21 protein-coding genes and 2 pseudogenes are annotated in these 23,055 nt (G+C 73.4%); 9 read left to right on the top strand and 14 right to left on the bottom strand.

What is annotated here, in order from left to right:
- Positions 1-8: 8 nt before the first annotated feature.
- From AB0B33_RS33000 to AB0B33_RS32985, 4 genes are all read right to left on the bottom strand, one after another.
- Positions 9-410: a hypothetical protein gene (locus AB0B33_RS33000; protein ID WP_247014182.1), complete on the bottom strand. Its 402-nt coding sequence runs from the start codon at positions 408-410 to the stop codon at positions 9-11.
- On the bottom strand, positions 410-1,228 hold the full coding sequence (locus AB0B33_RS32995) for a heavy metal-binding domain-containing protein (RefSeq protein WP_360778952.1): 819 nt from the start codon (positions 1,226-1,228) through the stop codon (positions 410-412). The genes AB0B33_RS33000 and AB0B33_RS32995 overlap by 1 nt, the downstream gene beginning before the upstream one ends.
- Positions 1,229-1,238: 10 nt before the next feature.
- Positions 1,239-2,039, bottom strand: a complete 801-nt coding sequence (locus AB0B33_RS32990) for a heavy metal-binding domain-containing protein (RefSeq protein WP_247014180.1) — start codon at positions 2,037-2,039, stop codon at positions 1,239-1,241.
- A 91-nt stretch (positions 2,040-2,130) separates the two neighbouring features.
- Positions 2,131-3,156, bottom strand: a complete 1,026-nt coding sequence (locus AB0B33_RS32985; RefSeq protein ID WP_360778949.1) for a PfkB family carbohydrate kinase — start codon at positions 3,154-3,156, stop codon at positions 2,131-2,133.
- Between the two features lie 119 nt (positions 3,157-3,275).
- Between AB0B33_RS32985 and AB0B33_RS32980 the strand changes: the two genes are divergently transcribed.
- Both AB0B33_RS32980 and AB0B33_RS32975 read left to right on the top strand, forming a co-directional pair.
- On the top strand, positions 3,276-4,022 hold the full coding sequence (locus AB0B33_RS32980; protein ID WP_360778946.1) for a DeoR/GlpR family DNA-binding transcription regulator: 747 nt from the start codon (positions 3,276-3,278) through the stop codon (positions 4,020-4,022).
- Entirely contained in the window at positions 4,019-5,299 is a 1,281-nt protein-coding gene (locus AB0B33_RS32975; RefSeq protein ID WP_360778944.1) for a 6-phospho-beta-glucosidase, read from the top strand. Before AB0B33_RS32980 ends, AB0B33_RS32975 begins: the two co-directional genes overlap by 4 nt.
- On the opposite strand, the gene AB0B33_RS32970 is transcribed toward AB0B33_RS32975, so the two are convergent.
- On the bottom strand, positions 5,296-6,000 hold the full coding sequence (locus tag AB0B33_RS32970; RefSeq protein WP_360779257.1) for an SDR family NAD(P)-dependent oxidoreductase: 705 nt from the start codon (positions 5,998-6,000) through the stop codon (positions 5,296-5,298). The two genes, AB0B33_RS32975 and AB0B33_RS32970, sit on opposite strands and share 4 nt — an antisense overlap.
- A 223-nt stretch (positions 6,001-6,223) precedes the next feature.
- On the opposite strand from AB0B33_RS32970, the gene kstD reads away from it, so the two are divergent.
- Entirely contained in the window at positions 6,224-7,954 is a 1,731-nt protein-coding gene (gene kstD / locus AB0B33_RS32965; protein ID WP_360778942.1) for a 3-oxosteroid 1-dehydrogenase, read from the top strand.
- Here kstD and AB0B33_RS32960 read toward each other — a convergent pair.
- Together AB0B33_RS32960 and AB0B33_RS32955 are read right to left on the bottom strand one after the other, a co-directional pair.
- Complete coding sequence (locus AB0B33_RS32960) at positions 7,951-8,979, bottom strand: LLM class flavin-dependent oxidoreductase (protein WP_360779254.1); 1,029 nt, start codon at positions 8,977-8,979, stop codon at positions 7,951-7,953. The genes kstD and AB0B33_RS32960 overlap by 4 nt on opposite strands.
- 228 nt (positions 8,980-9,207) lie before the next feature.
- A pseudogene (locus tag AB0B33_RS32955) lies at positions 9,208-9,573 on the bottom strand (glutamate dehydrogenase); the annotation flags it as partial.
- Here AB0B33_RS32955 and AB0B33_RS32950 point away from each other — a divergent pair.
- On the top strand, positions 9,562-9,801 hold the full coding sequence (locus AB0B33_RS32950; RefSeq protein ID WP_360779279.1) for a hypothetical protein: 240 nt from the start codon (positions 9,562-9,564) through the stop codon (positions 9,799-9,801). The pseudogene AB0B33_RS32955 and the gene AB0B33_RS32950 overlap by 12 nt on opposite strands.
- 65 nt (positions 9,802-9,866) lie before the next feature.
- On the opposite strand, the pseudogene AB0B33_RS32945 reads toward AB0B33_RS32950, so the two are convergent.
- From AB0B33_RS32945 to AB0B33_RS32935, 3 genes and pseudogenes are all read right to left on the bottom strand, one after another.
- Positions 9,867-9,998 (bottom strand): annotated as a pseudogene (locus AB0B33_RS32945) (glutamate dehydrogenase); the annotation flags it as partial.
- A gap of 70 nt (positions 9,999-10,068) precedes the next feature.
- Positions 10,069-10,653, bottom strand: a complete 585-nt coding sequence (locus AB0B33_RS32940) for a TetR/AcrR family transcriptional regulator (RefSeq protein WP_360778938.1) — start codon at positions 10,651-10,653, stop codon at positions 10,069-10,071.
- A gap of 979 nt (positions 10,654-11,632) precedes the next feature.
- Complete coding sequence (locus tag AB0B33_RS32935; RefSeq protein WP_360778936.1) at positions 11,633-13,330, bottom strand: alpha/beta fold hydrolase; 1,698 nt, start codon at positions 13,328-13,330, stop codon at positions 11,633-11,635.
- 87 nt (positions 13,331-13,417) lie between these two features.
- Here AB0B33_RS32935 and AB0B33_RS32930 point away from each other — a divergent pair, with 87 nt between their 5' ends.
- Together AB0B33_RS32930 and AB0B33_RS32925 are read left to right on the top strand one after the other, a co-directional pair.
- A complete protein-coding gene (locus tag AB0B33_RS32930) occupies positions 13,418-14,044 on the top strand; it encodes a TetR/AcrR family transcriptional regulator (RefSeq protein ID WP_247014163.1) in 627 nt (208 codons plus the stop codon).
- A 197-nt stretch (positions 14,045-14,241) separates the two neighbouring features.
- Positions 14,242-15,069: a hypothetical protein gene (locus AB0B33_RS32925; RefSeq protein WP_360779251.1), complete on the top strand. Its 828-nt coding sequence runs from the start codon at positions 14,242-14,244 to the stop codon at positions 15,067-15,069.
- A 63-nt stretch (positions 15,070-15,132) separates the two neighbouring features.
- Here AB0B33_RS32925 and AB0B33_RS32920 read toward each other — a convergent pair whose 3' ends face one another.
- The gene (locus tag AB0B33_RS32920; RefSeq protein ID WP_360778932.1) at positions 15,133-15,876 is read right to left on the bottom strand and encodes a serine protease; all 744 of its coding nucleotides are present in this window, start codon (positions 15,874-15,876) and stop codon (positions 15,133-15,135) included.
- Between the two features lie 467 nt (positions 15,877-16,343).
- Positions 16,344-19,082, bottom strand: coding sequence for an AAA family ATPase (locus AB0B33_RS32915; RefSeq protein ID WP_360778931.1), 2,739 nt, complete (start codon positions 19,080-19,082; stop codon positions 16,344-16,346).
- Positions 19,083-19,202: 120 nt separating this feature from the next.
- Between AB0B33_RS32915 and AB0B33_RS32910 the strand changes: the two genes are divergently transcribed.
- Together AB0B33_RS32910 and AB0B33_RS32905 are read left to right on the top strand one after the other, a co-directional pair.
- Entirely contained in the window at positions 19,203-19,760 is a 558-nt protein-coding gene (locus AB0B33_RS32910) for a hypothetical protein (RefSeq protein ID WP_360778928.1), read from the top strand.
- Positions 19,757-20,251: a YceI family protein gene (locus AB0B33_RS32905; protein WP_360778924.1), complete on the top strand. Its 495-nt coding sequence runs from the start codon at positions 19,757-19,759 to the stop codon at positions 20,249-20,251. Before AB0B33_RS32910 ends, AB0B33_RS32905 begins: the two co-directional genes overlap by 4 nt.
- On the opposite strand, the gene AB0B33_RS32900 is transcribed toward AB0B33_RS32905, so the two are convergent.
- Positions 20,244-20,900: a rhomboid family intramembrane serine protease gene (locus tag AB0B33_RS32900; RefSeq protein WP_247014154.1), complete on the bottom strand. Its 657-nt coding sequence runs from the start codon at positions 20,898-20,900 to the stop codon at positions 20,244-20,246. The genes AB0B33_RS32905 and AB0B33_RS32900 overlap by 8 nt on opposite strands.
- 93 nt (positions 20,901-20,993) lie before the next feature.
- Here AB0B33_RS32900 and folP point away from each other — a divergent pair, with 93 nt between their 5' ends.
- Positions 20,994-21,869, top strand: coding sequence for a dihydropteroate synthase (folP, locus tag AB0B33_RS32895; RefSeq protein WP_360778921.1), 876 nt, complete (start codon positions 20,994-20,996; stop codon positions 21,867-21,869).
- Here folP and AB0B33_RS32890 read toward each other — a convergent pair.
- Positions 21,856-22,941, bottom strand: a complete 1,086-nt coding sequence (locus AB0B33_RS32890) for a class I SAM-dependent methyltransferase (RefSeq protein ID WP_360778918.1) — start codon at positions 22,939-22,941, stop codon at positions 21,856-21,858. The two genes, folP and AB0B33_RS32890, sit on opposite strands and share 14 nt — an antisense overlap.
- Positions 22,942-23,055: the final 114 nt, after the last annotated feature.

Raw genomic sequence — 23,055 nt, 5'->3', positions numbered from 1 at the left:
GACAGCTCCTAACCGCCGAGCAGGCGCGAAAGGGCGTCCCGCGCTTTCGCGTCCTTCTCCGCCAACGCGGTCAGCTCCCGTGCCAGTGCCGCGAGCCAGTCGTCGACCGTGGCTTCCTTGCGGCTGATCACCACGCCGCGGACCACCTGGTGGATCTCCGCCGCGACGCCGCCGTGTGGGGCCGCCGTCAGGACCAGGACCCGGTCCGGCGTGGTGACGCGCACCGCGACCGCCTGGCCGGTGCGGCCCGCGACGCGGTCGGCGAACGTGCGCCGCCGGTCGATCTCCACCATGCCCGGCGGCAGTGCGCTGCCCAGCGTCTCGGACAGGACCCGTTGGTAGGACTCGACGTCCGCGCGGTCCGTGCGCAGGGCCGCCGCCACCAGGTGGAAGTCCAGCTCGGCGCCCATCAGTCGGTGAGGGGCAGCACGAGCTGCGGTTTGGCGATGCGGTGGTCGGCGCGCAACGGCTTGACCGCCGTGCCGATCGCGAAGAACTCCGTCGTGTGCCCGCCCCAGCGGTGCGGCAGCGAAAGCAGCTGCACGCCGACGATGCCCTCCGCCGCCAGCTGTTCCGCTTCCGCCTGCATGCGCGACATCGCGAGTTCGCGCGCGTCGTACAACGCCTCGGTGTACTGCGGGATCTCGACGTTCTGGCCGATGTTGCCCACCAGCTGCCGGAACCGCTGGTGCGCGATGTGGTAGACGCACGTCCCCATCACCATGCCCAGCGGCGCGTACCCGGCCTGCACCAGCGTCCAGAAGTCCTGTCCGGACAGGTCCGAGGTGAACGGCTTCCCGGTGTTGTTGCGCCACTCGCCGGGTTCGTCGGCCTTGACCGCCGTGCCGACGGCGACGAACTCGGCGAGGTCGCTGCCGAACTCCTTGAACTCGATCTCCAGCCGGACCGCGACGATGCCGTCGGCGCCGAGGACGTCCGCCTCCGCCTCCATCCGCGCCATCGCGAGCTCGCGGGCGTGGTACATCGCCTGGGAAAGCCGGTCCAGCTCCTGGTTCTTGTTCCACCGCCCCACCTGGAACCCGACGTGGTAGACGCTCGAGCCGAGCACCAGCCCGAGCGGCCGGAAACCGGCTTCGCGCACGAGGAGGAACTCGTTGACGCTCAGGTCGGAGGTGAACAGGCCGGCCTTCCCGCCGGGCCGCATTTCGGCGAGCCGGCGCATCGCATCCTCGGGGATGTGCTGCGCGGCGGGGTCCGCGGTGGTCACGAAGCCTCCTTCAGGAACGGTTCAACGGCAGGATCTTGAGCGCGCTCGTCGGTGCGGCGCGGCCGGGGTGGAAGCGGGCGATCGCGGTGCCGGTCACGGTGGCGATGCCGGCCACCGCGATCTCCTGCACCGGCCACGTCCGCAGCGTCAGTCGCGAGACGATGCCGCCGTCGGCGCCGCTTTCGCGGATCCCGCGGGCGAACTCCGCGCGAGCCGCGCCGCGGACCTCGTTGACGACGTGGGTGGGCAGGTCGACTTCGGTGTTGCCGGCCCAGACCGACGTCTGGTTCTGCATGTTGTAGTCGTACTTCGCGCGCCCGGCGACGCCGATCACCAGGCGTGCGGGCACCCAGCCGGCCTGCATCAGCTTCCCGACGTCCTGGCCCGGCAGCTCGGTGGTGAACAGCCGCCCCGGCCGCTGCCGGGTGTCGGCGCGCACGGCCGTGCCCAGCGCGGTGAACTCCCGCATGACGTCGTCGAGCGAGGTGAGCGTGAGGGTGATGCCGAGGACCCCGTCGGCCCCGATCGCTTCCGCTTCCTGCCCGAGCCGGTCGAGCGCGATCCGGTAGCCCTCGCGCAGCGCCCCGGAAAGCAGCTCGACCTGGTCGGCGGCGGCCCAGGAAGCGGCTCCCGGCCAGCCGGCGCGCTGCACGACGCAGCCCATGACCTCGCCGACGGGGGAGAAGCCCGCGACTTCGGCGCCGACCGCGCCGGGCACGCTCAGCAGCGACGTCGTCAAGCCGGACGCGGCGAAGCGCTCGACGCGTTCCCGCGCCACGGGCGGCAGGCCACGACCGTCCCAACCGGGCACTGCGGACCTCCTTCGACCGGGCTCTTTTCCCATCGTGGCACGAATCCGCGGGAGCGCGCGGACCGAGCACGGGTATGTCCGGAAGGTCCGGTCAACGCCAGCCGTCTTCGCCGAAGCCGAGGGTGACCGGGCCGCGGCGGATCCCCGCCACCGTCTCAGACGGCAGCACCTCGTCCAGGAACCCGAAGTCCGGCCGCCGGTGCCGCGCGTGCCACTGCGCGATCTCGTGCCAGCCGGGGGCGGCGAGCGCGCCCCCGAAGTGCTGGACCGACAGGCTCGCCGTCAAGCACGCGAAGCGCAGCCGCTCGGCCAGGGGCCAGCCCGTCAGCGTCGCGGCGACGAACCCCGCCCCGAAGACGTCGCCCGCGCCCGTCGCGTCGAGGACGTCGACCGGCAGGGCCCCGACCGCCGCCGTTTCGCCCGTCGTGCCGTCGACCGCCAGCACGCCGTCGCCGCCGCGGGTGATCACCGCGATCGGGACCAGGTCCGCCAGCTTCGCCAGCGCCGCTTCCGGCGTAGCCGTGCGGGTGTAGGCCATCGCTTCGACGTCGTTCGGCAGGAACGCGTGGCAGCACCCCAGCTGGTCGAGCAGCGCCGCCGACCACGCCTCGGACGGGTCCCAGCCCACGTCGGCGAAGACGAGGCTGCCGGCCTGGTGCGCGTCGTGGACCCACTCCGCCGTGTCGAGGCCGATGTGCACGACCGTCGCGCGGCTCGGCGGCGGCGAGCCCGCCAGCTCCGCGACCGGGACGGGCGGCGCGTGGCCGTGGGTGATCATCGCGCGGTCGCCCGCGTAGGCGAGGGAAACCGTCACGGGGGAGTGCCACTCGGGGAACTGCCGCGAGCGGGACAGGTCGATGTGCTCCTGCCGCGAAAGGACGTCCCAGCAATAACGCCCGTAGACGTCGGTGCCGAACGCGGCCGCCAGCGACGTCCGCAGGCCGAGGCGGCTCAGCGCGACGGCGAAGTTCGCGATCCCGCCCGGTCCGGAGCCCATCCCGCCCGTCCACACCTCCGTGCCCGGCGCCGGTGGTTGTTCGAGGCCGGTGAACACCAGGTCGAAGAACAGCGGGCCGGAGAGGAAGACATCGGTCTCGGGTACGGGCTCAGCCGGCACGGGCGCCTCCACGAGTTTTGCGCAACTGTGCGCACGAGAGTGCGTCAACCACGCAGTTTTCGCAAGATCTGCGCATTCTTGACCGGGAAGTGCGCGAGTTTGACTGCTATGGTCGCCGGATGTTGCCCCAGCGGCGCCACGAGCTGATCCTGCGGGCCCTCCGCGCGGAGGGCCCGGCGCCGGTCGGCGTGCTGGCCGAGCGGCTCGGCGTCAGCCACGCCACCGTGCGCCGCGACCTGGTGCGGCTCGACCGCGAAGGCCGGCTGACCCGGGTCCACGGCGGCGCGATGGCGGCGGCCGGCGACGGCGAGCCGTTCGCGCCCGCCGCCGACCACGCCGACGAGAAGGAAGCCGTCGCCCGGCGCGCGGCCGCGCTGGTCGCCGACGGCGACACCGTGCTCCTCGACGTCGGCACCACCGCACACCGGCTGGCGCGGCACCTGCGCGACCGCGCGCTGACCGTGATCACCAGCAGCCTCGCCGTCTACGAAGAGCTGAAGGACGCCGTCGACGTCGAACTCGTCCTGCTCGGCGGCGTCGTCCGGCGCGGGCAGCACTCGATGGTGGGGTTCCTGACCGAGGACGCGCTGCGCCAGGTGCGCGCCGGCACCGTGTTCCTCGGCGCGAGCGGTGTCCGCGGCGACGGCCACGTGATGGACTCGACGGTCGTCGAAGTGCCGGTGAAGCGCGCGATGGTCGCCGCGGCGGACCGGGTGGTGCTGCTCGCCGACGCGGGCAAGTTCCCCGGGACCGGCCTGGCGAAGGTCTGCGGGCCGGACGCGCTCGACGTCGTCGTCACCAGCGCCGGGGCCGACGGACCGACCTGCGCCAGGCTGGCCGACGCCGGGGTCGAGGTGCTGCGGTGAGGCTCGCGATCCTCGGCGGCGGCGGGTTCCGCGTACCGCTGGTGCACGGCGCGCTGCTGCGCGACGGCGGCGTCACGGACCTGGTGCTGCACGACGTCGACGCCGGGCGGCTCGCCGCGATCGAACGGGTGCTCGCCGAACAGGCCGCCGGGGTGCCCGGCGCGCCGCGGGTTCGGGTGACGACCGAGCTCGCCACCGCACTGTCCGATGTGGACTTCGTGTTCTCCGCCATCCGGGTCGGCGGGCTGCGCGGCCGGCGGCTGGACGAACAGCTCGCGCACGCGGAAGGCGTACTGGGCCAGGAAACCGTCGGCGCGGGCGGGATCGCCTACGGCCTGCGGACGGTTCCGGTCGCGGTCGAGCTGGCGCGGCTGATCGGCGAGCTGGCGCCCCGCGCGTGGGTCATCAACTTCACGAACCCGGCGGGCCTGGTCACCGAAGCGATGGCCGCGCACCTCGGCGGCCGGGTCATCGGCATCTGCGATTCGCCGGTGGGGCTGTGCCGCCGCGTCGCCGGCGCGCTCGGCATCGACCCGGCGACGGCGTGGTTCGACTACGCGGGCCTCAACCACCTGGGCTGGCTGCGCGCGGTCCGCGTCGGCGGCGAGGACGTGCTGCCGCGGCTGCTCGCCGACGCCCGGGCGCTGGAGTCGTTCGAGGAGGGGAAGCTCTTCGGCGTGCCCTGGCTGCGCGCGCTCGGGGCCGTGCCGAACGAGTACCTGCACTATTACTACTTCGCGCGGGAGGCGGCCGGCTCGGCGTCCCGCGGCGCGCTTCTCCTCGAGCAGCAACGGGATTTCTACGCGGAACCCTCGCTGGCGTCGTGGGACCGCACGCGCTTGGAGCGGGAAGCTACCTATATGGCTGAAACGCGAGACGGCGAGCGCGACGACCTCGAGGGCGGCGGCTACGAGAACGTCGCCTTGGCGCTGATGCGCGCCATCGCGTTCGGCGAACGCGCGAACCTGATCCTCAACGTGCGCAACGGAACCGCGCTCCCGGGCGTGCCGGAAGACGCGGTCGTCGAGGTACCGTGCGTCGTCGACGCGAACGGCGCGCACCCGCTCGCCGTCTCGCCGCTGCCCGGCCACGCACTGGGCCTGGTGACGGCGATCAAGGCCGTCGAGCGCGCGGTGCTGGAGGCGGCGACGACCGGTTCGCGGGAGGCGGCGCTGCGGGCGTTCGCGCTGCACCCGCTGATCGACTCGGTCTCGGTGGCGCGGCGGCTGCTCGACGCGTACACCGCCGCCCACCCGGAACTCGGTTACCTGGCTTAGACCGCGGCCATCGCGTTGAACTCCGCTTCGGCTTCGGTCCGCTCGGTGTACAGCGACCACGCCTTGTCGGCGATGTCGTCCGGGTTCAGCGTCCCGGCGGTGAAGCCGTGGTCCTGCGAAGTGAACACGCGGTGGATGTCGCCGCGCTCGATGAGGCCGCCGATCGTGAGGGTGCCGGCGTAGATGCCCTTTTCGCGCAGGGCCGCGTGCAGCGTCAGGACGTACATGCGCAGCGCCGCCGACGCCGGGGCGAGGGTGCCCAGCATCGGCATCGGGTGCTTGCCGCTCAGGCCGCCGGCGAAGAGCAGGGCGCCCGAGCCGCGTTCCAGCATCGGCGGCAGCGCCGCTCGCACCAGGTTCGCGGCCGGGAGCATGAAGTTCTCGAACGGCGTGCGCAGGTCCTCGGGGCCGGCTTCGGTGAGCGGCTTGATGCCCGGGCCGGCGGTCGCGTCGGCCGGGCCGAAGTACACCGTGTCGATCTCGCCGGCGTCGGCGGTGATCCGGACCAGTACGTCCCGGAGCTGCGCTTCGTCGGTGACGTCGGCGGTGTAGGTGTGCGTGGGGATCCCGGCCAGTGCCTCGCGGTAGGTGTCGTGCCGCGTGGCGGTGCGGGAAACCAGCGCCGTCGTAAAGCCTTCGCGGCCGAAGCGGCGGGCGATCGACAGGCCGAGCCCGGGGCCGACGCCCAGGACGGCGATCACTTTGGTCAAGGGGAACCTCCAGGTGAGCGGAACTTGATACTGTCCTCAAGTTAGCCGTAAGTTGAGACAGTCGTCAACTTCGCTTGCGGCGAATGTCGTCACGGGTTGGGGCCACCGGTCGAACGGCGACGGCCGCGGCTGCTCCAAGCGGGTAGAACATGTTCCAGTTTCGAGGCGGTGCCGACACGATGACCTTCGCCGTTCCGCGAGCGAGGAGTGCGCCATGGATGCCGACCTGACCCGCCGCCAGATCCTGCGCGGCACCGCGGCCGGCGTCGGCCTCGCGACGACGTCCGCGCTCGCCGCGCCTTCACCCGCGAACGCGGCGCAGGTGGGCGAGTACGACGTCGTCGTGGTCGGCTCCGGCGCGGCGGGCATGACCGCCGCGCTGACGGCCGCCAAGCGCGGGCTGAGCGTCGTCGTGCTCGAGAAGGCGCCGACGTTCGGCGGTTCCGCGGCCCGCTCCGGCGCCGGCATCTGGATCCCGAACAACCCCGTGCTGCTCGCCGCCGGTGTTCCGGACACGCCGGCGAAGGCCGCGCAGTACCTCGCCGCCGTCGTCGGGCCCGATGTGCCGGTTGCGCGCCAGGAAGCGTTCCTGCGCAACGGTCCCGCGATGATCTCGTTCGTGCTGGCGAACAGCCCGCTGCGGTTCCGGTTCATGGACGGCTACAGCGACTACTACCCGGAGCTCCCCGGCGGGCTGCCGAACGGGCGCTCGATCGAGCCGGACCAGTTCGACGGCAACCTCCTCGGCGCGGAACTGGCGCACCTGAACCCGCCCTACCTGGCCACGCCCGCCGGGATGGTCGTGTTCAGCGCGGACTACAAGTGGCTCAACCTCGCCGCGGTCAACGCCAAGGGTGCCGCGGTCGCCGCCGCCTGCCTGGCCCGCGGCACGGCTGCCGCGATCGCCGGGCAGAAGCCGCTCACCATGGGGCAGTCCCTCGCCGCCGGGCTGCGGGCCGGGCTGCTCGCGGCGAACGTGCCGGTGTGGCTGAACACCCCGCTCGTCGACCTGAACATCGAAGCTGGCGCGGTCACCGGGGTTCTGGTGCCGCAGGGGCTGGTCCGGGCGCGGCGCGGCGTGATCGTCGGCACGGGCGGGTTCGAGCACAACGCCGGCATGCGCGCGCAGTACCAGCGTCAGCCGATCAGTACGGATTGGACGGTCGGCGCGAAGGAGAACACCGGCGACGGCATCCGCGCCGGCCAGCGCGCCGGCGCCGCGCTCGACCTGATGGAGGACGCGTGGTGGGGCCCGGCCATCCCGGTGCCCGGCGACCCGTACTTCTGCCTGGCCGAGCGGACCCTGCCCGGCGGGCTGCTGGTCAACCAGGCGGGGCAGCGGTTCGTCAACGAAGCCGGGCCCTACAGCGACGTCGTGCACACCATGTACGACAAGAACCCGGCCGCGCCGGACATCCCCGCGTGGCTGATCGTCGACCAGAACTACCGGAACCGGTACCTGTTCCGCGACCTCCTGCCGCTGCTGCCGTTCCCGGACTCGTGGTACGCGGCGGGCGCGGTGTTCAAGGCGTCGACGATCCAGGGTCTCGGCACGCAGATCGGCGTGCCGCCCGCCGCGTTGAAGTCCACTGTGGACCGGTTCAACGGGCTCGCCCGGTCCGGCGTGGACACCGACTTCCACCGCGGCGCGAGCGCGTACGACCACTACTACACGGATCCGCTGGTGCTGCCCAACTCCTGCCTCGCGCCGCTGTGGGCGCCGCCGTACTACGCGCTGCGGATCGTTCCCGGCGACCTCGGCACGAAGGGCGGCATGCGCACGGACGCCCGGGCGCGCGTGCTGCGCCCGGACGGCACGGTGATCCCCGGCCTGTACGCGGCCGGCAACGCGAGCGCGGCGGTGATGGGCCACAGCTACGCCGGCGCGGGGTCGACCATCGGCCCGGCGATGACCTTCGGCTACATCGCCGCGAACGACGTCTAGAACTCCTTTTCCACCAGGGGAAGCACCTCGGTGCCCAGCAGTTCGACGGCCTTCATGACTTCGGCGTGCGGGACGCCGGACCAGTCCATCTGCATCGCGTAGCGGTCGGCGCCGGTCAGCTTGCCGACCTCGATCAGCCGCTCGGCGATCTCCTGCGGGCTGCCGACGAACAAGGCCTGGGCTTCGTGGGTGTACTGGTCGTACTCGGCGCGGGTCGGGACGGCCCAGCCGCGGGCGCGGGCGCCGTACTTCATGGTCTCGAGCCAGTACGGGTAGAACGTTTCCTTGGCGTCCTGCGAGTTCGGCGCGAGGAAACCGATCGCGCCCATGGTGACGTGCAGGTCTTCGCGCTCGTGCTCACCGGCCTCACCGGCCTGGCGGTAGAGGTCGACGAGCGGGGCGAAGCGCTCGGGACGACCGCCGATCACCGCGTACACGACGGGCAGGCCGAGCAGCCCGGCGCGGATCGACGACTCGGGGTTGCCGCCGGTGCCGATCGAGATGCGCAGCCTTCTGTTGTACGGGCGCGGCAGGATCCGCGCGTTGTCCAGCGGCGGGCGGAACTTGCCCGACCAGGTCAGCGGGTCTTCGCGGTCGATGCGCAGCAGCAGTGCGAGCTTCTCTTCGAACAGGTCGTCGTAGTCGCCGAGGTCGTTGCCGAACAGCGGGAACGACTCGGTGAACGACCCGCGCCCGGCGAGCAGCTCGGCGCGGCCGTGGCTGAGCTGGTCGAGCGTGGTGAACTGCTGGTAGACCCGGACCGGGTCCTCGGTGCTGAGGACGGTCACGGCGGAGCTCAGCGTGATCTGGTTCGTGACGCTCGCCGCGGCGGCCAGGACGGTGCCCGGGTTCGAGATCGCGTACTGGTCGAGGTGGTGTTCGCCGAGGCCGTAGAAGCCGAGGCCCAGCTCGTCGGCGAGCTTGATCCGCTCGAGGGTGTTGGCCAGCGTCCGCGCGACGGACGGCTGGTCGCCGGTGTGCGGGTCCGGCGTGCGGTCGCCGAAGCTGTAGATGCCGAGTTTCATGCAACGCTCAACTACTTTGCGGGCGGATTCGTTCCCGCGCCGTACCGGACCTGGATGGCCTCCAGGTTCCGTTCGGACAGCCGCAGGGCCGCGGACCTTGTCGAACGCCTCACCGGCGTCCGCGCCGACATCGCCGAAGAGCGTCCACCACCACCAGGAGTTGGTCGCCGAGTTGGCCACGAAGTCCGGGACCACCGGGATGCCGCGGGCGTCGAGGCGGGCTTCGGCGTCCGCGGTGACGGGCATGTTCGCGGCCTCGACGACGAGTTCCGCGCCGATCCGGGCCTGGTTGTCGCTGTCGACGCAGTAGGAGATCGCGGCCGGCACCAGCACTTCGGCCGGTACGTCCAGCCACGCTTCCGGCGGCAGGAGCTCGTCGCCGGGCTCGAGGTGGTCGCGGTCGATCCCGCCGAAGCGGTCGCGGTGCCGCAGCAGGTGTTCGACGTCGAGCCCGGCGGGGTTGGCGATGACCCCGCGGACGTCCGAGACCCCGACGACCGGCAGCCCGGCCTCGGCGAGGAACCGGGCGGTGGCCCCGCCCATCGACCCGAACCCCTGCACGACGGCCCGGCGCGGCCCGGTGTGGCCGAGCAGTTCGAGCCCGATCAGCGTGGCTTGCGCGACGCCGAGGCCGCCGACCAGCTCGTCGAGCCCCAGCCCGCCGACTTCGATCCGGAAGGCGTCGGCGAGCCGGGCCGTCGCCGCTTCGCGGTCTTCGAGCAGCGGGTAGACGGCCTGGACGGGGCTGAGCAGCCCGATCTCGGCGATGACGCCGTCGATGACGTCCTGGCGCAGGCCCAGGTCTTCATGGCGTGCAGGTAGCGCGCGACGACGTCGCGGGCGCGCTCGTCGTACGGGTCGAAGTCGATGCCGCCCTTGGCGCCGCCGAGGGGGACGTACCGGCCGGCCGGGTCGTAGTTGAGGCCCTCTTTGAGCGTCATGCCGCGGGCCAGGCCGCGGACTTCGAAGAGGCTGCAGCCGCGGCGCATCCGGAGGCCCCCGCTGGCGACGCCCCGCACGAGCCGGTCGATCACGAGGTACCCGCGGCAACCGGTGACGGATCGGTCCAGGCGACTTCGAGCAGGGCGGTCACGAGCCGAGTTCCCGTGCGACGGCTTGTCCGACCCAGCGGGCGCAGTCTGCCTCGGTGACGGTCCCGGTCCGGGCGACTACCTGGACAGCCAGCCCGTCGAGCAAACTCGTGAGCCGCCACGCGGCGCCGTGCGGGTCTTCGCATGTGAAGACCCCGGCGGCAACGCCTTCGGTGATCAGCGCGACGACGGCGTCCCGCCATCTTTTGTCGAGCCGTTGCAGGACGGCTCGTAGTTCTCGGTCCCGCATGGCGGCGGCTTGCGCTTCGATCCAGAGCTGCCAGTTGTGGGCGGGGTTGGTGGGGCCGTAGAGGGTGAGGACGGCGTTGAGGCGGGTTTCGACTCTGCCGCCCCGGTTCAGTTCGTCGCGGAGAGTGGCGAGGGCGGTTTCGGTGGCTTGGCGGAAGGCTTCGATGATGAGGGCTTCGAGGGTGCCGAAGTGGTAGAAGACCAGCGCGGTGCTGACGTCGAGAGCTTTGGCCACGTCGGCGGCTCGGACGCCGGCGATCCCTCGCTCGCGGATCTGCTGGAGCGCGGCTTTGACGATCTCCTCTCGCCGGACAGCAACCGCCTTGCGCATCATGCGGCTCACGGTACCGAGGGGGTGCCGGTGTGGGGAGGCGACGAAGGACGGGTTTGCGGGTTCCCGGTTTTGTCGGTGGATGGCGGGACGGCGGGGGTTCGGCTGCCGGGGTGGGTTGGTGTGGCTGGGTTTCCGGGGGTGGACCTGGTGTGGGAGCTGGGGGCTGGCTTCAGGGACTGGGGGTTGCGGGGGTGGACTCTGGCGCGGGGTGGGGGCTTCGCGTGCGTGAGTCCGCCGGCGGGCCACGGCGGTGGTCTGCCGGCGGGCTCGGTCTCGCGCTGGGGTGGTCGCTGGGTGGGCTGCGGAACGGGGTTGGGCGGATGGTGCCGGCGTCCTGGCGGGCTTGGGCGGTGGGTTGGGTGGCGGGAAGGGGCGCCCGGTGGTCGGGGCTATCGGGGCGGTGGGCTGGCTGGTGGGGACGCGGGCCGGCCGGTTTGGGGCCGGCCGCCGTCTCGGCTGGGTTGGGCTTCTGGGCGGTGGGTCGGCTGGTCGGGGATAGGGCGGGCTGAGCTTGTGTGGCTGGTACCTCGGTGGGGTGGGATGCGGGAGTGACGGGGCGGTGGGCCGGTCGGTCGGTCGGTCCGGGGGATAGTGCTGGCTGAACTTGGGGCCGGCGTCCCGGCGGGGTGGGGATGCGGTGGAGGCAGTGGCTCGACCGGTTGGGGGCGGGGTGGCCTGAGCCTGTGTTGGTGGAGGCAGTGGCTCGACCGGTCGGGGACGGGCTGGCTGAGCTTGTGCGGTTGGTGCCGTGGCGGGGCGGGGATGCCGGAGCGGGGGGCGGCCGGTTGGGGAATGGGCGGGCCGAGTCTCTGCGGTGGGTGCCTGGGCCGGGCTGGGCAGCTGGAGTGGTGGGGCGGGCCGGCCGGTCGGGGAACGGGGCCGGCTGACTCTCTGCGGCCGGCGCCTCGGCCGGGTTGGGCGGCTGGGAGGCGGGAGGGGCATGTGGGCCCGTCAGTGGTGGCGGGCCCCCGCGTTGCCGTCAGGCGGTCCACTCCGGGTTGCGGCCCAGGTAGCGCAGCAGGGTCGAAACCGCGTCGTCGGTGGGCCGGCCCTCCAACGCTGCCGCGTAGGCGAAGCCGCGCAGGGGCTCGGCCAGCTGCTTCGCCACCGGGAGCAGCGACTCCGCCAGCTCCGGGGTCAGCGGGGACTTCTGGCCCGACGCCTTCGCGATGTCCCAGGCGTGGACCGCCGCGTCCAGGGCTGCGGCGCCTGCCGCGACGGCGGCAGGCAGGGCGCCTTGGGGGAGCGGGGTCGGGACCGCGGTTGCCTCCGGGCTCACCGTCGCGAAGGCCGCCGCGGCTGCGGTCAGCGTGGGCTCCAAGAAGTCCGACGGCTTTCCCGCCAGAGCACCCGACGGGGAGAACGGGTCGAAGTCCGGGCCGCCCGAACCCGTGATGAACGCCGCGTAGCCGAGCTGGTCGCCGGCTGCGTGCTGGAGGACCTGGGTCGTGTTCCAGGCCGCGCACGGGGTCGGGGCCGTCCAGTCCGTGACGCCCTCGATCGCCGTGCGGAGGGCGTCGTGGGACTGGGTCAGGATCGGCCACGACGTCTGGGGGCGGAGGCTCGCGAAGAACTGGCGGATGTCCGCCACCAGGACCTCCGGGGCTTCGTGGGCCGAGTAGTGGCCGGCCGCGTCTCGGGGGCCGCCTGCTTTTTCCGTGGTGTCGTAGGCGTTCCAGCTCACGATGTTCGCGTGGTCGCGGTCGGCGAACCGGCGGATCGACTGGAAGTCGCCCGCGAACATCGCCAGGGCCGTCGGGACCGTCGTGGGGCCCTCCGGGTGGGCCGTCGAGTGCGCGTCCTCGTAGTAGAACCGGATCGACGAACCGGCCGTGCCGGTCAGCCAGTACAGGGCCACGTTCGCCAGGACGAAGTCCGCGTCCAGGTGCTCGCCGAACAGCTGGGCGTTCCACGCCAGCAGGCCGAGCGGGGAGTCCGCCAGCGCGAACGCCAGCGTGTGCGGCTGCTGGCTGTGCAGCGAGTTGAACGAGAACATGGTGTCGTAGAACCACTGCAAGTGCGCCAGCGCGGCCTGGTCGGCTTCGCTCAGGTCCGCCATCTCGGCCGGGTCGCCGGACGGGAACGAGAACAGCTGCGTGACGTGCACGCCCACGACCTTCTCCGGCGCCAGCCTGCCGATCTCCGGCGAGATCATCGATCCCGCGTCGTTGCCCGCCGCGCCGTACGACTCGTAGCCGAGGCGGCTCATCAGCTCGGCCCACGCCGCCGCGGTGCGGTGGGTGCCCCAGCCCGCGGACTTCGTCGGGCCCGAGAAGCCGAAGCCCGGCAGGGACGGGATCACCAGGTGGAACGCCGGCTGGTCGGCCGACTCCGGCTCGGTCAGCGGGCCGATCACGTCCAGGTACTCCGCGATCGAGCCCGGCCAGCCGTGCGTCAGCACCAGCGGCGTCGCGTCCGCCCGCGACGAGCGGACGTGCAGGAAGTGGATGGTCTCGCCGTCGATCTCCGTCAGGAACTGCGGGTACGCGTTCAGCCGCGCCTCGAACGCCCGCCAGTCGAAGCCGCTCAGCCAGTGCTCGGCCAGCGCGCGGACCCGCTCGTTCGTGACGCCGTACTCGGCGGGCAGGTCGTCCGGCCACAGCGCTCCGCGCAGGCGGCTCTCCAGGTCGTCCAGCCGGTGCTGGGGGATCTCGGCGCGGAAGGGGCGGACGGTCATGGCTGGCTCCTCGAAAGGTTGGAACGGAATGCTTCGTTCCGAACTGTAGCAGAGCGGAACGATCCGTTCCAGTGGTAATCTCGGCCCATGCCCGAGACAGCCCTGCCCGGCCGCCGCGGCCAGGCCGCCCGCAACGACGTCGTCATCCTCGATGCCGCCCGCCAGGTCTTCCTCGTCGACCCGAAGGCGCCGATCTCGCACGTGGCCGAGCGCGCCGGCGTCGGCATCAGCGCGCTCTACCGGCGGTACCCGAGCAAGGAGGTGCTGCTCTGCCGGCTCTGCCACGACGGCCTCCGCACCTACATCCGCGAAGCCGAAGCCGCCGCCGGGGAGCCCGACGGCTGGGCGGCGCTGACCGGTTTCCTCGGCCGGGTCGTGGACGCCGACGTGCACTCGCTGACCGTGCACCTCGCCGGCACCTTCACCCCCACGCCCGACATGGGCGCGGACGCCCAGCGCGCGAACCAGCTGACGAGGGATCTGGTCGAGCGGGCGCGCGAGAGCGGGCGCCTGCGCCACGACGCCGTCGCCGAAGACCTCGGCATGGTCCTCGAGTGCTGCGCGGCCATCCGCGTCGACGACCACGAGCGCACCACGCAGCTGCGGCGGCGCTACCTCGCGATGCTCGTCGAGGGGCTGGCGGCCGGCGGCCCGGATCTGCCGGGCCCGCCACCCCGTCCGGGTGAGATGAACGGCCGCTGGCGTCCCTCCTGATGGCGGTGCCGCGCCGCGGCCGGACGGTGGTAAAGGCGGACAGGGGGCGGTAACGAATTCCGGGATCGGGGCGACTGATCAGCGTCGGACGTCCCCGAAAAGACCACGCGCCACCCGTCAGAGCGGTATTCCCGGACCCGAACAGTGAGAACACGACTATGCAACGAAGCTGGCGACGGACCACGATCCTGTCCGCGGTGGCCGCACTGGCCACGGCGTTTTTCGCAATCGCACCCGCCGCGCAGGCGGACACGCCGACGAGCGCCGTCTCCGTGAGCGCCACCACGGTGCTGCCGGGGCAGACGTTCACCATCACGCAAACCATTCACAACGACCGCGATTTCACGGTGACTTTCGCGAAGGGTGCCATTTACGGAAACCCGACCGCGATCACCGACGTCGTCGACGTCGTCTCCTGCACCAACACTACGGCGGTCGGCTGCTTCCAGGCCGGCAGCAGCTACCGCGCCGCGTTCGGCGACCTCGAGGCGGGCGGCACGAAGACCACGGTGTGGACCTTGCGCGTCAAGGACACCGCGGCGCCCGGGCAGTTCACGCTGCAGCACCAGTTCGTCGGGGACAACTACTCCTTCGAGACCCTGGACGGGCCGGTCATCACCGTCGGCCAGCCGTCGACCCAGGCCGACGTCAAGGTCGCGCTCGCCGCGACCGGGCACGGCGGGCTGAACGCGCGCATCGACTACACCGTGACCGTGACGAACAACGGCCCGGCCACCGCGACCGGGATCCGCGTCGGGGCCACGTACGCCTCGGCCCTGTCCTACGCCGGCGGCACCGGCTGCGTCCACGTCGGCACCACCCGGAACGTGAACTGCGACGTCGCGACCCTGGCCAGCGGCGCCTCGGCGACGGCGAAGTTCTCGACGAACGGCGGCCTGCTCGCGCTCGGCTCGTACACCACGACGGCGCAGCGGACGGCGAGCTCGCCGACCGATCCCAACCCCGCCAACGACAGCGCGTCGAAGACGTGCTCGGCGCTCACCGGGCTCATCGTGACCTGCTGAGGGTTCGCGAGAGGTGAACCGGGCTCGTGTCCTCCGCCAGGGACACGGGCCCGGTCCGCGTTTTCAGCCCGTGGCCGTGGCGTAGAGCTTCGCGATGTCGTCGTCGAAGTACGCGCTGTAGGAGACGTCCGGGGTGTCGCCGCCCAGCTGGTAACCGCCGATGACGCCGACGACCTCGCCGCCGGTCACCCACGGGCCGCCGCTGGTCCCGTCGGGGAAACCGGGGCAGGCGATCCGCAGCTGGTAGGTGTCCGAGCGGGTGCTCGTGCCGTCGCAAACGACCGCGGAATCGGCCGTGTCGGGGTAGCCCGTGAGGGTGATCCGGTGGTCGAACCCGCGATTCACGCCGAGTGCGTTCGCGCCGGTGAGGCTTTCCAGGGAAGCCGGGTTCCCGGGCTGCGCAACGGTGAGAAACGCGAAATCGAGATCCGGGTCGGCCGACGAAGTCCAGCCGTCCGCGACGGTGACCTTCGTGACCGGCCACATTCCCAGCGGCGCCGCACCACCGGCGTAACCGGGGGCGAACGACATTCCGTCCTGGACGCAGTGCGCGGCCGTCAGCACCAGATCCCCGGAATCGGAGTGGACGACGCTCGCCGAGCAGAAATGGCTGCCGTTCGCGAACAATGCGCCGACCGGGGAAACGGTTTTCGCCGGTACCGCCGAAACGGTGGTTCCGGCGGGCGCGGGCGAGCCCGCGGCGTAGGCGTCGTCGGCGGTCGTGTCCGCGCCGACGGCCAGGCCGGTGCCCAGCACCAGCACCGCCGCCGCGGCCAGCGCGGCCAGCCGGAGAACCTTGATCGCCACCTCTCCAGATCACCACACCGCGGCCGGATCGGCAGCGCGCGGAGCCGGATGCACAGCGACCTCACAGCGGGTGCCCGGACGCGGTCAGCCTCGGCGCCGTGCCGTTCGCGACGGGACGGCTTGCCCGGCGGTACCGGGTCGACCCCCGCGGCCGCGGGCTCGCCGTGCCGGAGCCGCCGGGTGCGAGATCCGGCGTGAGGCGCGGACATCGCGGGCCCCGCCGGGTGGCACGGACGCCGGCGCAGCCGCATGCGCGCCGCGGAGGACTCCGGGGAAGTCCTGGAGATCTTCCTGCCCGAGGACCTCCAGCCGGCTCCCGCGGACGTCGACGCCGTTCGTGCCGGTCCGGCGCGCCCGCGATCCCAGGGGAGGCCGCCCGAGCGGTCGCCGACCGGACCCGTGGCACGGACGTCGGGCCGCGGCCCGGCCACGCGCGAGGCCCGACTTCGATCCGGGCCGGTTCGCCGTCAGCCCGCGGTGAGCCCCCGGCGGTGCGCCCAGGCCGCCACCTCGGTCCGGTTGGCCAGGCCCAGCTTGGCCAGGACGCTGCGGACGTGGCTCTCCACCGTGCGCTCGGACAGCACCAGCCGGCCGGCGATCTGCCGGTTGCTCAGCGCGCCGGCGACGAGGACCGCGATCTCCCGCTCGCGCCCGGTCAGCGGGTCGCCACCGGTTCGCGCCCGGTCGAGCAGCTCCGTGGCGCGCCGCAGCCAGCCCGGCATCCCGAGCCGCCGGGCTTCCTCCGCCGCCTGGCGGGCGCGACTTCCCGCGCGCGGGAAGTCGCCGAGGACGACGAGCTCGGCCGCCAGGCGGACGCGGTTGTGCACGACGTAGGGCCGGGCGCCGAGCCGCGCGTCCCACGCGATCGCTTCCTCGAACAGCGGCACGGCTTCGTCGGGCCGCCCGAGCAGCGCGGCCAGGCGGGCGGACCAGCTGCTGGAGCAGTCGGAGCAGAACGTGCCCGCGCCGGCGGAGCCGACCGGGGGCGCGTCGGCCAGCTGCTTGGCGAGCCACTCCGCGGTCTCGACGTCTTCGAACTCTTCGAGCAGCGGCAGCAGGTTGGGCCCGATGCCCGGTGACTGGCCGATGAAGTCGGGGTCGCGCAGGCGCGGGCGCAGGGCGTCGTACGCGGCCCGCGCTTCGTCGCGGCGGCCGTCGAGCAGGGCGCAGAGCGGGCGGGAGACGATCGTGATCGGCAACGGCGGCGCGATCGCCAGCAGCTCCCCGTACCCGGCGGGCAGCTCGGCCGGGTCGCCCACCACGTCGGCGAACTGCTGCGCGAACGCGAAGGACATCCCGGCCGCGGAGCGGTCTTCGGCCAGTTCCGCCGCCGCGAGCTCGCTCGCGAGCCGGTTCTGCGCGCGGGCCTCGGCGAACGCGCCGCGGTAGGCCGCGACCGATGCCCGCAGCCGCAGCTCGTGCCAGCGGATCAGCGGCAGCCGGGTGGTCGCGGCGAGCGCGGAGATCGCGGTCAGCTCGGCGTCGACGACGGGCACGGTGCCGACCTCGAACGCCGCGTCCAGCCGCCACTTGTGGCCCCACAGCGCCACCAGTGGCCGTCCGGTGCCGCCCAGCGCCACCGCGAGCGCGCCGAGCCGCAGCCGTTCGGCCAGCGGCAGCTCCGTCGGGCGGATCTTCAGCCGGGCGCGGACGGCGTCGAGCCGCGCCTCCTGGTCGCCGGAGAGTTCCGCCAGTGCCATGGCCTCGTCGGCGGTCTCGACGGCTTCGGTCGCCCGCCCGTAGTCGGCCGCCACGGCCGCGGACTGGGCGAGCAGTTTCGCCCGGACCGCCGGGTCCGCGCCGGGGCCGAGCGCCGCCAGCGCGGACGCCGTGAGCTCCGCCATCCCGGGCAGCAGGTCGGGTGCCGACGTGTCCCGGACGACGAGCGCCGCGGCGGCGATCAGCGCCGGGTCCGACGTCAGCCCGGCGGCCTCGCGCGCGTGCCCGAAGGCGCGGCCGAACCGGCCCGCGCGGTATTCGGCGGTCGCGAGGTCGACGAGCAGGGCGGCGAGCCCGTCGCGCAGGCCCGCGCGACGACGGCAGCCGAGCGCGACGGAAAGGAAACGCGCGGCTTCGGTGAAGGCGAGCGCCCGGGTGGCGTCCCGCGCCGCCGCTTCCGCCCAGCCGGCCGCCCGGGTCAGCGCGTCCGGTGTCGCCGCCGAACGCAGCCAGTGCCCGGCCACGACCCCGGGGTCGGCGCGGTGCTCCAGCGCGGCCGCCGTCCGGGCGTGCAGCTGCTCGCGGACGCCCTGGTCGAGGTCGGCGTAGATCCCGTCGCGCACGACGGCGTGGGCGAACCGCCGCGACCCGGCGTCGGCGGGCAGCAGCACCCCGGCGCGCACCGCGCGGTCGAGCGCCGGGACGACGTCGTCCGGCGGCTGCCCGGCGACCTCGGCGACGACGTGCGCGTCGACCTCTTCGCCGAGCACGGACGCGATCGCCAGCAGTTCACGCGCGCGAGCGTCGAGCCCGGCGACGGTGGTGCGGACGAGGTGCCGCAGTTCCGCCTCGCCGCCGCCGGTCGCCGAGGAGCGGGCGACCGCCTTGAGGTAGAGCGGGTTCCCGCCCGAGCGCCGCAGCGCGTCGGCGGCGTCGACGGCGGCCCGGCCGACCTCGGCGAGGTAGGCCCGGACGTCGGGTTCGGTCAGCGGGTCCAGGCGCAGGCTTTCCGTCCCGGGCCGCCCGAGCAGGTCCGGCAGGACGTCGGCGAGCGAGCCGGTGTCCCGGTAGGTCGCGACGACGGCGAGGCGCGAGCGCCGGATCTCGCCCGCGAGGTGCCGCAGCAGCCGCAGCGAAGCTTCGTCGGCCCAGTGGACGTCTTCGAGGACGACGACCAGACCGCCCGGCCCGGCCGCGGCGACCAGCGCGTCGACGGCCACCGCGACGAACCGGAACCGGGCCGCGACCAGGTCGGCGCCGTCGCGGTCGTCCAGGTCGGCCAGCGCGCGGGAGACTTCCGCGTCCACCTCCGGCAGCGCCTGGAGGACCCGGCGCCACGGCCACAGCGGCGGCGCGCCCGGGTCGTCGACGCACCGGCCCCAGACGGCTTCGCGGTCCGTGACCGCTTCGACCAAGCGGGACTTGCCGATCCCCGCCGGGCCGCCGACGAGCACCAGCGCGCCGGTGCCCGCGGCCGCCGCCGCGAGCCAGGCGCGCAGGTCGGCCGCGGCACCGGCCCGCCCGACGAACGGCTCGCTGCGCGTCACCCGAGCAGTATCCCCCGCGCACCCGGTTTCAGTGCCCGTCTCCGTACTGGCACTGATGTCCCGGACGCGGCGCGGGGCGAGAGTCGCTGACACCACGTCGACCAGCGGAAGGAGCACCCCATGCACGCCGCCATCCACCAGTTCCGGGGTCCACTCGGGACCGAGGAGCCGGGCCCGGACGCCCTCGGCACCTGCACGCTCACCCAGCTCGGCGGCCTCGCCGGCGCCGTCGTCACCTTCTGGCCCGACGCCGCCGCCGCGACCGAAGCCGCATCCCGGCGGCCCGCCGGGACGACCTGGCTCGACTCCGGCGTCTACCGGGTCACCGACGCGCATTCGGCGTCCGCCGCGGCCGCCTACGCCCAGCTCACCTGGTTCGACGGGCCCCGCGGCGCCGAGCAGTCGGCCGCCGAGCTGCGCGCGGGCCGGGAGCGGATCTGGCCCGCCGTCCGCGACATCGAAGGCGTCGGGACGACCTACACCCTGCTCGGCGAAGACCGGTCGCTGGTCGTCGTGGCCCTCTCCGCGTCGATGGCGACGATCGAGACCGTCCAGGACGCGATCATGGCCACCGAACTGCTGCCCGGCGAGGACCCCGCGCTGCTGCCCGGCCCGGACCGCGTCGACGTCCACCGCGTGCTGCACGCCGCCCTGCCGGCCCCGGCGGGTGCGCGATGAGCCCGCGCACGGCCCCCGCGCTGCGTGCCGGGACGTGGACCGTCCGCACGGCGACGGCGTCGTTCGAGGTCCGCAACTTCGGGTTCAACCGCGTGCGCGGCACCATCCCGGTCCGCGCGGGTGCCGTCGAGGTGACCGGCGGCGGGGTCACCGCCGTCCGCGCGGACCTCGACCTCGGCGCGGTCGACACGAAGAACGCCCGCCGCGACGCCGACCTGCGGAAGCCGCACCTGCTCGACAGCGGTGCCCACCCGGAGCTGACGTTCACGGCCGCCGGCGTCCGGCGCGACGGCGAGGGCTGGGAAGTGACCGGCGAGCTGCGGCTGCGCGGGACGTCGTGCCCGCTGACGCTCGCCGTCGAGGCCGACGGGACGCGGGTGCGCGCGACGGGGACGCTCGACCGCGCGCCGCTCGGCGTGAAGGCGCCGCGCGCGATGATCGGCCGGTACGTCGCGATCGTCGTCGAGGCGGAGCTCGAACCGCCTAGCTGAGGTCCTTGGGGAGCAGGGCGGTCGCCGGGTCGGGGGCGGCGACCGCCTTGGGCCGCTTGTCGCGGAACAGCCAGCCGCCGATGATGCCGCCGGCGAACCCGAACAGGTGGCCCTGCCAGCTGACCCGCTCGTCGGTGGGCAGCAGCGACGTGAACTGGTAGGCGAAGCACAACGCCATCACGAGCCCGATCACGATGTCGATCGGGTGCCGGTCGAACAGGCCGCGCACGATGATGTAGCCGAAGTAGCCGAACACCAGGCCGCTGGCGCCGACCGTGATCGAGTCCGACGGCGAGGTGAACCAGACGCCGAGGCCGCTCGCGACGATGATCAGCACGCTCACGCCGAGCCACTTCTTCACCCCGCGGTAGGCGGCGAGGAAGCCGAACACGAACAGCGGGCCCGAATTGCCTTCGATGTGGCCCCAGCTGGAGTGCATGAACGGCGCGCTGAAGATCTCCGGCAGCGACGCCGGGTCGCGCGCCTCGATGCCGAACTCCTGGCTCAGGTCGTAGTCGCCGAGCGAGTTGAAGATCTGCACCGCCCACAGCACGGCGAGCAGGCCCACCATCACCCACAGGGCTTTCTTGGCTTCGGCGATCATCGCCTCGGCTTCGCTGCGGGCCGGGCCCTCGCTGGTCGTGCTCATGGTTCCCCCTGCTCGGTTTGCGCCGAGGATAACCGGCGCGGGACCCCGGGAGCGGCGTTTCGGACCCAGCCGTGACCTGGCAAGGTGAAGAGCATGACGTCACACCGGCCGGAGGTGGTCTTCCGGGGCCGCCGCATGCCCGGCGACCGCGCGCTGGTCATGGCCATCGTGAACCGCACGCCCGACTCGTTCTACGACAAGGGCGCGACCTTCGCCGAGGACGCGGCCCGCGAAGCCGTGGACCGCGCGGTCGCGGCCGGTGCCGACATCGTGGACATCGGCGGCGTCAAGGCGGGCGAGGGCCCCGAGATCGACGTCGACGAAGAGAGCAGGCGCGTGGTCCCGTTCGTCGCCGAGGTGCGCGAGCGCCACCCGGGGCTGGTGATCAGCGTCGACACGTGGCGGCACGAGGTCGGCCGCCAGGTCTGCGAGGCCGGCGCCGACCTGCTCAACGACACCTGGGCCGGCGCCGACCCGAAACTGGTCGAGATCGCCGCCGAGTTCGGCGCGGGCTACGTCTGCTCCCACGTCGGCGGCATGCCGCTGCGGACCGACCCGTACCCCGCGCCGACCCCGGACCGCCCGTTCTGGCCGCGTTACGACGACGTCGTCGCGGACGTCGTCGCCGAGCTGACGACGGCGGCCGAGCGGACGGTCGCCGCGGGCGTCCCGCGCGGCGGGGTGCTCGTCGACCCGACGTTCGACTTCGGCAAGAGCACCCGCCACGGCCTTTCGCTGCTCCGCCACTTCGACCGCCTGGTGGCGACCGGCTGGCCGGTGCTGGTGGCGCTGTCGAACAAGGACCTGATCGGGGAGACCCTCGACGTGGAGGCCCGCGACCGCCTGGCGGGCACCCTGGCGGCGACGGCGATCGCGGCCCACGCGGGGGCGGCGGTGTTCCGCGCCCACAACGTCCGCGAGACGCGGGAAGCCGTGGCGGCGGTCGCGGGCTTGTCTACTGTGGACTGATTTGCTCGGTGCCGAGCCGCCAGAGGGACGTGATCTCCGCGGCCCGGGCCCGGTGCAGGGGGTCCGCCGGGTCGAGCGCGCGCGGGTGCCGGGCCGGCGTCCCCGTCCGTGCCACCACATGCAGGCCCGCCGCCTCGATCCAGCCGAGCAGCTCCTCGCGCGTTCGCAGGCCCAGGTGCTCGGCCAGGTCGGACAGCACCAGCCACGCCTCGCCGTCCGGGGTCAGGTGGCGGCGGGCGCGGTCGAGGAAGCCGCGCAGCATGCGGTGGCCCGGGTCGTAGACCGCGTGGTCGAGCGGGGTGCGGGGGCGGCCCGGCAGCCACGGCGGGTTCGCCACGACCAGCGGGGCGCGGCCGGGCGGGAACAGGTCCGTCCGGACGACTTCCGCGCGGGCGCCGAAGCCCAGGCGGGTCAGGTTCTCCCGGGCGCAGGCGACCGCGAGCGCCGAGGTGTCCGTGGCCACCACCCGCTCGACGCCGCGGTGGGCGAGGACGGCGGCCAGCACCCCGGTGCCGGTGCCGATGTCGAACGCCAGCTCCGTGCCCGGCAACGGCGCTTCTCCCACCAGGTCGACGTACTCCGGGCGCAGGGGCGCGAAAACGCCGTGGTGCGGGTGGATCCGCGCGTCCAGCGCCGGGACGGCGATGCCCGTCCGGCGCCATTCGGCGGCACCCAGGACCCCGAGCAGCTCCCGCAACGGCACCGCCGCGGGGACGTCGAGGGGCCCGTAGACGGCGGTGCACGCCGCGCGGACGTCCGGGGCGCGGCGCAGCGGCACGACGTGGCCCGGCTCGAGGGGGACGTGGAGCAGGGAAAGCAGCTTCGCCCGGTGGGCGCGGCCGGCGCGGTAGCGGGCGAAGTCGTCCGGCGGGGGCGCCGGGAGCCTGCGCCGCACGGCGTCGAGCAGCTGCCGCGCGGCCGGGTAGGTGCCGCGCCAGAGCAGCGCGGTGCCGGCGGCCATCGCGTGCAGGGCCGCGTCGGCGGACAGGCCGTCGCCGGCGGGGACCGCCGGGCGCGAGGGTGGGGAGAACAACCGGCGATCGGGTTCGCCGGGCATGACGAGATGAGCCATCGAAAGGGGTTCCGTTCATTGCCGCGGGCACGTCTAGCAGCCCGCGAAGCGGGCGGGCGGGCGCGAAGTCCGGGGCGGGACTAGCTCAGGACGGCGGCATGAACGGGGTTCGTC

Source organism: Amycolatopsis sp. NPDC049159 (assembly GCF_040648295.1).
In the GTDB taxonomy this organism is placed as follows: domain Bacteria; phylum Actinomycetota; class Actinomycetes; order Mycobacteriales; family Pseudonocardiaceae; genus Amycolatopsis; species Amycolatopsis pretoriensis_A.
Note: the sequence above shows the minus strand (reverse complement) of the source record. Positions and strands in the feature narration are given on the sequence as shown.